This window comes from Aeromonas sp. 96A, assembly GCF_051919165.1.
Taxonomy (GTDB): Bacteria; Pseudomonadota; Gammaproteobacteria; order Enterobacterales; family Aeromonadaceae; genus Aeromonas; species Aeromonas veronii.
The window spans coordinates 2,742,179-2,750,000 of record NZ_JBQBFE010000001.1 but is presented as its reverse complement, the minus strand read 5'-3'; the positions used below and the strand labels follow the sequence as shown (position 1 = coordinate 2,750,000).

4 protein-coding genes, 1 tRNA gene and 2 rRNA genes (1 of these 7 only partly in view) are annotated in these 7,822 nt (G+C 58.4%); 4 read left to right on the top strand and 3 right to left on the bottom strand.

All coding sequences use genetic code 11. The features are described 5' to 3' along the window. The 3 genes from ACTG2W_RS12640 to ACTG2W_RS12630 all read left to right on the top strand — a co-directional run. Nucleotides 1-2,323, top strand: a 23S ribosomal RNA gene (locus ACTG2W_RS12640); it begins 567 nt to the left of the window's first position. A gap of 78 nt (nt 2,324-2,401) precedes the next feature. Beyond that, nucleotides 2,402-2,516, top strand: a 5S ribosomal RNA gene (rrf, locus tag ACTG2W_RS12635). Between the two features lie 97 nt (nt 2,517-2,613). Next, nucleotides 2,614-2,690, top strand: a tRNA-Asp gene (locus ACTG2W_RS12630). A 254-nt stretch (nt 2,691-2,944) separates the two neighbouring features. Here the strand turns inward: ACTG2W_RS12630 and ACTG2W_RS12625 are convergent. Both ACTG2W_RS12625 and ACTG2W_RS12620 read right to left on the bottom strand, forming a co-directional pair. After that, a complete protein-coding gene (locus ACTG2W_RS12625; protein ID WP_440016254.1) occupies nt 2,945-5,527 on the bottom strand; it encodes a bifunctional acetate--CoA ligase family protein/GNAT family N-acetyltransferase in 2,583 nt (860 codons plus the stop codon). Between the two features lie 73 nt (nt 5,528-5,600). Then, nucleotides 5,601-5,792 (bottom strand): hypothetical protein, encoded by a 192-nt coding sequence (locus ACTG2W_RS12620; RefSeq protein WP_005339486.1) that lies wholly within the window; start codon nt 5,790-5,792, stop codon nt 5,601-5,603. A 192-nt stretch (nt 5,793-5,984) separates the two neighbouring features. Between ACTG2W_RS12620 and ACTG2W_RS12615 the strand changes: the two genes are divergently transcribed. Further along, entirely contained in the window at nt 5,985-6,845 is an 861-nt protein-coding gene (locus ACTG2W_RS12615; protein WP_440016253.1) for a hypothetical protein, read from the top strand. Here ACTG2W_RS12615 and ilvY read toward each other — a convergent pair. After that, a complete protein-coding gene (ilvY, locus tag ACTG2W_RS12610; RefSeq protein WP_005342097.1) occupies nt 6,834-7,727 on the bottom strand; it encodes an HTH-type transcriptional activator IlvY in 894 nt (297 codons plus the stop codon). The two genes, ACTG2W_RS12615 and ilvY, sit on opposite strands and share 12 nt — an antisense overlap. Nucleotides 7,728-7,822: the final 95 nt, after the last annotated feature.

Genomic DNA, 7,822 nt, shown 5'->3' with positions numbered 1-7,822 from the left:
GTCAGCGACTTACATTTTGTAGCGAGGTTAACCGTATAGGGGAGCCGTAGGGAAACCGAGTCTTAACTGGGCGTCTAGTTGCAAGGTGTAGACCCGAAACCGGGTGATCTAGCCATGGGCAGGTTGAAGGTTGAGTAACATCAACTGGAGGACCGAACCCACTAACGTTGCAAAGTTAGGGGATGACCTGTGGCTGGGGGTGAAAGGCCAATCAAACTCGGAGATAGCTGGTTCTCCCCGAAAGCTATTTAGGTAGCGCCTCGGACGAATACTACTGGGGGTAGAGCACTGTTTGGGCTAGGGGGTCATCCCGACTTACCAACCCCATGCAAACTCCGAATACCAGTAAGTAATATCCGGGAGACACACGGCGGGTGCTAACGTCCGTCGTGAAGAGGGAAACAACCCAGACCGCCGGCTAAGGTCCCAAAGTTCTGGTTAAGTGGGAAACGATGTGGGAAGGCTCAGACAGCTAGGATGTTGGCTTAGAAGCAGCCATCATTTAAAGAAAGCGTAATAGCTCACTAGTCGAGTCGGCCTGCGCGGAAGATGTAACGGGGCTCAAACCAGGCACCGAAGCCGCGGATTCACACTTATGTGTGAGTGGTAGGGGAGCGTTCTGTAAGTCTGCGAAGGTGTGTCGAGAGGCATGCTGGAGATATCAGAAGTGCGAATGCTGACGTAAGTAACGATAAAGGGGGTGAAAAGCCTCCTCGCCGGAAGACTAAGGGTTCCTGTCCAACGTTAATCGGGGCAGGGTGAGTCGACCCCTAAGGCGAGGCCGAAAGGCGTAGTCGATGGGAAGCAGGTTAATATTCCTGCACGACTTGTAATTGCGATGGGGGGACGGAGAAGGCTAGGTGGGCCAGGCGACGGTTGTCCTGGTGAAAGTGCGTAGGTGGTGTTTCTAGGCAAATCCGGAGACACAACACTGAGACACGAGACGAACGCACTACGGTGCGGAAGCCATTGATGCCCTGCTTCCAGGAAAAGCCTCTAAGCTTCAGATTACAAGTCATCGTACCCCAAACCGACACAGGTGGTCGGGTAGAGAATACCAAGGCGCTTGAGAGAACTCGGGTGAAGGAACTAGGCAAAATAGAACCGTAACTTCGGGAGAAGGTTCGCTCTTGACAGTGAAGTCCCTTGCGGATGGAGCAGTTGGGAGTCGCAGTGACCAGATGGCTGGGACTGTTTATCAAAAACACAGCACTCTGCAAACACGAAAGTGGACGTATAGGGTGTGACACCTGCCCGGTGCCGGAAGGTTAATTGATGGGGTTAGCGCAAGCGAAGCTCTTGATCGAAGCCCCGGTAAACGGCGGCCGTAACTATAACGGTCCTAAGGTAGCGAAATTCCTTGTCGGGTAAGTTCCGACCTGCACGAATGGTGTAACCATGGCCATGCTGTCTCCACCCGAGACTCAGTGAAATCGAATTCGCCGTGAAGATGCGGTGTACCCGCGGCTAGACGGAAAGACCCCGTGAACCTTTACTACAGCTTGGCACTGAACATTGAACCTACATGTGTAGGATAGGTGGGAGGCTTTGAAGGCGTGACGCCAGTTGCGCTGGAGCCGTCCTTGAAATACCACCCTTGTATGTTTGATGTTCTAACGCAGGGCCCTGAATCGGGCTCGCGGACAGTGCCTGGTGGGTAGTTTGACTGGGGCGGTCTCCTCCCAAAGAGTAACGGAGGAGCACGAAGGTTGGCTAATCCTGGTCGGACATCAGGAGGTTAGTGCAATGGCATAAGCCAGCTTAACTGCGAGACGGACAGGTCGAGCAGGTACGAAAGTAGGTCATAGTGATCCGGTGGTTCTGAATGGAAGGGCCATCGCTCAACGGATAAAAGGTACTCCGGGGATAACAGGCTGATACCGCCCAAGAGTTCATATCGACGGCGGTGTTTGGCACCTCGATGTCGGCTCATCACATCCTGGGGCTGAAGTCGGTCCCAAGGGTATGGCTGTTCGCCATTTAAAGTGGTACGCGAGCTGGGTTCAGAACGTCGTGAGACAGTTCGGTCCCTATCTGCCGTGGGCGTTGGATGATTGAAGGGAGTTGCTCCTAGTACGAGAGGACCGGAGTGAACGAACCTCTGGTGTTCGGGTTGTCACGCCAGTGGCACTGCCCGGTAGCTAAGTTCGGAATCGATAACCGCTGAAAGCATCTAAGCGGGAAGCGAGCCCTGAGATGAGTCATCCCTGACCCCTTGAGGGTCCTAAAGGGCCGTTGGAGACCACAACGTTGATAGGTGGGGTGTGTAAGCGCGGCGACGTGTTGAGCTAACCCATACTAATTACCCGTGAGGCTTAACCATACAACACCCAAGAAGTGTTCTGGGCCTTGTAACGAATACGAAACTACTTACATCAGCTTTCTCAGATTGAAGAATTTGCCTGGCGGCCATAGCGCCGTGGAACCACCTGATCCCATGCCGAACTCAGAAGTGAAACGCGGTAGCGCCGATGGTAGTGTGGCATTCGCCATGCGAGAGTAGGACACTGCCAGGCACCCAATTAAACAGCGATGTGAAGAATCATGTCACTGGCTGCGAGGATGACACCTCAGAAAATGCAGCAGAAGATTTAGCGAAAGCTAACCGAATGCGGAGCGGTAGTTCAGTCGGTTAGAATACCGGCCTGTCACGCCGGGGGTCGCGGGTTCGAGTCCCGTCCGCTCCGCCACTAATTTTAAGGCCTTCCCGAATGGGAAGGCCTTTTTGCTATGGGCGGTTTTGCCCATAAGACCCGCAGATTTACACACCAGAGCACGGTCTCTCGACTGGGCTTTGGTGCTTTTAGAGTGTTGAATAGACAATACTTGGCTTTTACCTGCCGGAAGAGAACTAAAAAGCCTGTTCTGCTCACCATTTTCTAGCTATATCAGAGCCTTATCAGCTTAATTTACAGCCATTCGAATGGTGCTATGGCCAACCAAATCAGGCTTTATCTGCCTGCTGGCTACAGGGCAGTTCCATATTGACCACCCCCTCTTCCATTTGCACATCGATCTTGAAGCCAAGTCGTTTGGCGAGGTTGACCATGCCTCGATTGCTGGGCATGGTCATGCCGGATAGCTGGCCAATCCCCTGTTCTTTGGCATAACGGATGATCTTCTCCATCATCAATTTGCCGAGGCCCACCCCTTTCAAGTCCGATCGCACCAGAATGGCAAACTCGGCATCGCTGAGATCCGGCGTCGAGATGGCGCGCACCACCCCGAGAATCTGATCTTTGCGTTCCCCATCCTGCCCTACGGCGACAAAGGCCATTTCACGGTCGTAATCGATCTGGGTCATGCGGGCCAGCTCTTCATGGCCCAGCTCACCCACGTCGGCGAAGAAGCGTTTGTACCTATCCTCATCGGAGACCCGCAGCACGAATTGTTTGTGGGCCGGCTCATCTTCCGGGCGAATGGGACGCAGCAGAACATGGCTCTGATCCTTGAGCCAGGCTCCCTCTTCCAGCTCGGTCGGGTAGGGGCGGATAGCCAGCCGACTGACGGGTGGAAGTGCTGGGTCGGCCAGCGTCACGCTGGCATCCAGCACCACCATCTCGGCACCGCACGCTTGCAGCGGATGAAGATCCAGCTCCTGAATTTGCGGGAAGGCGAGCAGCAGTTCGGATAGCTGGCAGAGCACCTGACCGAGGGCATCCATATCCAGCCGATCCGGAGTGGCATGTTCACGGATCTTGCGACTCTTGAGCGCACCGATGATCTGGTAACGGGCCAGTGCCTGATTGAGCGGCGGTAACGCTGCGACCATCTCCTGTGGCTCCGCGCCCGATTCACCGAGCAGGATGACGGGGCCAAAGATGGCGTCTTGCTGGATACGAACCCGCAGCTCAAGGCCACCGCTGCGCCGCGCCATGCGCTGTACCAGCAGCCCTTCAATACGGGCGCCGGGATCGTGCTGTTTCACCCTGTCCAGAATGGCATCGGCAGCTTGCGCCACCTCGGCCGAGGTACGCAGATTGAGCACCACACCGTGCACGGCAGATTTGTGCAGGATATCGGGCGAACGGAGTTTGACTGCCACCGGGTAGCCGATCTGCTCGGCAGTCAGGGTTGCCTCGATGGCATCGGTGACGATCCAGGTGGGCAGGGTCGCGAGCCCGGCTGCTTGCAAGATGGGGTGGGCGAGATGGGTATCCAGCCTCAGCTGTTTGCGCTCCTGAGCCTGGCGGATCAGCTGCTGGCAGAGCTCGATATTGAGCTGGTTGCCGTGCAGGGAGGCGGGGGTCTCCATCAGCTGCTTCTGGTTGCGGCGGTACTCCACCATATGCATGAAGGCGGCCATGGCGCTTTCCGGGGTACGGTAGGTCGGGATGCCCGCTTCGGTAAATAGCTTGCGCCCCTCCTGCGCCGAGTACTCGCCCGCCCAGTTGGTAAGAATATTGAAACGGCGTGCTCTTGGGTGCTGTTTCAGGTGAGCGATAAGGTGGCTGGCGAGCGGTGCACTGGGGGCCGTGAGCGAGGGGGCATGAATGATCAGGATGGCATCGATCCCCTCTTCCCCGAGCAGGTTGTCCAATGCCTCCTGATAGGTGGCGATGGTGGCATCGCTGCCGATATCGAGCGGTGGGCGTGCCAGTTTACCGCCCCGCTCCAGCAGCACATCCACCGCCATATTGGCCAGCCCGCGGCCATTGGAGATGATGGCGAGCCGCTCCCCCTTGAGGGTCATGGAGTGGCTGAGGGTTTCCACTGCGGCAAACAGCTCGTGGGTATCCCGCACCCGCAACATGCCGGCGCGGCGGATGGCGGCGTCATAGACATTGTCGAGGCCGTGAGCCGGATCGTGGCGTCCGCTTTTCAGCACCAGGATCGGCTTGTTGCGTGAGGCCGCTCGTGCCGCCGAGAGAAAATGGCGGGCATCGTGCAGCTTGTCCATGTAGAGCAGGATGGCGCGGGTGACGCTGTCGCGGGAGAGCTGGTCCAGCAGCTGGCCGAAGTCGATGTCACAGTGATCGCCAAGGGAGATGAAGGCAGAGAATCCCAGCTCATGCTGCTTGGCCCAGTCGAGAATGGTGGTGCTGACCGCGGCAGACTGGGAGAGAAAGGCGACCTGCCCGGGCTTGGCGGCAATCGGTGAAAAGCTGGCATTGAGCCCCTGACCGGGCAACAGCATCCCCATGCTGTTGGGGCCGAGCAGGCGGATACCGTATTGTTTGCAGAGCCGTTTCAGCTCCTGCCGCTCATCTTGTGAAAAATCGGCGGCGAGGATGATAGCGGCGCCCGCGCCCTTTTGGCCGAGCGCTTCCAGCAACGGCAAGACCCGCTCCCGCCTGGTGCAGATGATGGCGAGATCCGGGGTCAGCGGCAGGCTGGCGATGTCGGGATAGGCCAGCACGCCGGCGATGGACTTGTTGCGCGGGGTGACAGGGAGGATGGGCCCTTTGAACTGGCCTGCCAGCAGGTGGCGCACGATCACATGACCCGCCTTGAGCGGGTCGGTCGAGGCGCCGATCACGGCGATTGAGTGGGGTTTGAACAGCCGATCCAGACCGCTTGCTTTCATGGGCACTCCCGTCGAAAGGGGGAAGATACCAGTCTAATACGCCTTTGCTGCGGGTTCTGTGACCGGATCCTGATCACCGTTTGTTCAGGGCATTGGCACGCAGATAAAAGCGCAGTTCGCCCTGCACTCGGCGAATGGCTCCCAGGTGGCGTTCCTGCAGATAGATATCCTGCTCCCGATCGAGCGCCGTGCTGGGTACGCCCATGCTCTGCAGATACTCGTCAAACAGGGTTGAACCCTTGATCTCTACCAGATGCTGTTTCATGGCTCTCCTCCCTGTGCCTTGGCATTTGTTGATGAACGCCCAGTCTGCGATGACCTGTCGGGTTTGCCTATTGTCACTTTTGACACGAGATTTGACACGAGAGCGCTCACACATCTTTCAGGGAGAGCGTCGTTGAGGTGCTGGCTGGCGTTATAGTATGGCGAGGAGCATGAGGCACGGATGGTGCGCAGGATGATCAGAGTCTGGTGGTGGTGCATGGCACTGTGGACGGTTGGCGTATCGGCAACCGAGCAGCCTATCCGCGCCTGGAATCTGCTGCTGGATCACCCCAACCCCGCCGTCGTCCAGTTGCTGCGCCTCTCTCTCGATCTCACCGTGCCCGAATATGGCCCCTACCAGTTGGTTTCCAGCCCGCAGATGGAGCAGGGGCGGGCGGTGAAGGAGCTGCGCAGCGGCGAGCTGGTTCAGGTCGGTGTCTTTGCCCCGGATGGGGAGCGAGAACGGGAGTTGCTGGCAATCCACATTCCGCTGGCCAAGGGGCTGCTGGGATGGCGGGTGTGTCTGGTTCGGCAGGGGGATGAGGGGCGTTTTGCCGCGATCGGATCGTTGGCGGACTGGCATCGCGCCGGGCTCTCCATCGGTCAGCACAGATCCTGGCCAGACACCCAGTTGCTCAAGGCCAACGGCCTAAAGGTGACGGTGGGCAATCTTTATGAGGCGCTTTTCAACATGCTGCGCAAGAAGCGTTTTGACTGCTTCCTGCGCTCGGTCATCGAGATCGAGGATGAACTCAGGCAGCACCCGGATCTGGCCATCGAGCCTCGTCTGGTATTTCGCTATCCGCTAGCGCTGCTCTTCTTTGTCTCGCCCAACTATCCGGAGCTGGCGCAGCGTATCGAGCTCGGCCTGCAGCGGGCACGGCAATCGGGCGCTTTTGATCGGGTTTTTGAAGAGGGATTTGGCAGCACCATTCGGCGGCTAAAACTGGATGAGCGGGTGCGCCTCGAGCTGCACAATCCCGACCTGCCGTTGCCCAGTCGCGTCATGATGGCTGATCCGGCACTCATCTATAAACCGGTGTCAGCGCAGTGAACCCTGATTCTGCGCGGTATCCCAGAAGGCGCGGATCAATGGCTCCTCCAGCCGCTTCTTGAGTACCCCGATCCCCACATCAAATGGCTTGAAGGCGGGCTTGAGGTCGATGATCCGTACCTTGTCGCCGAGCGGGCTGTGGTCGATCACCGCTGCCGGCACCAGCCCCACGCCACAGCCGAGCGCCACCATGGCGACAATCCCCTCGTTCCCCGCCACTTCGGCATAGATGTTGGGGGCTATCCCCTTGTTGCGAAACCACTGATCGCTGCGTTTGCGGGCCAGTCCCTGCTCGGAGAGGATGACTGGCAGCTGCTCCCAATCCGGCTCCCCTTGACGGAACCACTGGTTCAGTTGCGGTGCGTTGCGCGGCGCGATAAAGACCAGCGGCACCAGCTGAAGGCTGGCGAACTCCAGCTTGGCAGGCAGGGCATCGGGACGGGCGGCGATGGCGAGATCGGCCTCATCGGCCAGGATCTTGTCCACCGCCAGCGCCGGGTCGCCAGTCTCCAGCTTGATCTCCAGCTGGGGGTAGCGGCGGCGAAAGCGCTCCAGTACCTCGGGCAGCAGAAAGTAACTGGCGGTGACCGAACAGAAGACCCGCAGCCGCCCCTGCAGCGGTTCATCGCTGCGTTTGAGTTCCTGCTTGAGCTGACGCCACTCCTGCAACAGGCCGCCGCCAAATTCGCGCAGCTTCTCGCCCGCCGGGGTGAGCCGTACCGAGCGGTTATCTCGCTCGAACAGGATGCAGCCGGTCTCCTGCTCCAGTCGCTGGATGGCGCGACTCAGGGTGGAAGGGCTGACCGCCATGGCATCGGCACTCTTGCCGAAGTGGAGGGAGTCGGCGAGGTGGAGAAACAGCTCGAGATTGCGAAGGTCCATCTTTCAGCTCCTGGCGCGGCTTGTGTGCCCGATATCCAGCGGTTGGCTGCTTGTTTCTGCCATCTCGCGGTACATTCAGCAGGCAATTATGAAGG

Coding starts and splice junctions, on each gene's coding strand:
- ACTG2W_RS12625 (WP_440016254.1), bottom strand. CDS start 5,527: ATGAAAGCAAGCGGTCTGGATCGGCTGTTCAAACCCCACTCAATCGCC.
- ACTG2W_RS12620 (WP_005339486.1), bottom strand. CDS start 5,792: ATGAAACAGCATCTGGTAGAGATCAAGGGTTCAACCCTGTTTGACGAG.
- ACTG2W_RS12615 (WP_440016253.1), top strand. CDS start 5,985: ATGATCAGAGTCTGGTGGTGGTGCATGGCACTGTGGACGGTTGGCGTA.
- ilvY (WP_005342097.1), bottom strand. CDS start 7,727: ATGGACCTTCGCAATCTCGAGCTGTTTCTCCACCTCGCCGACTCCCTC.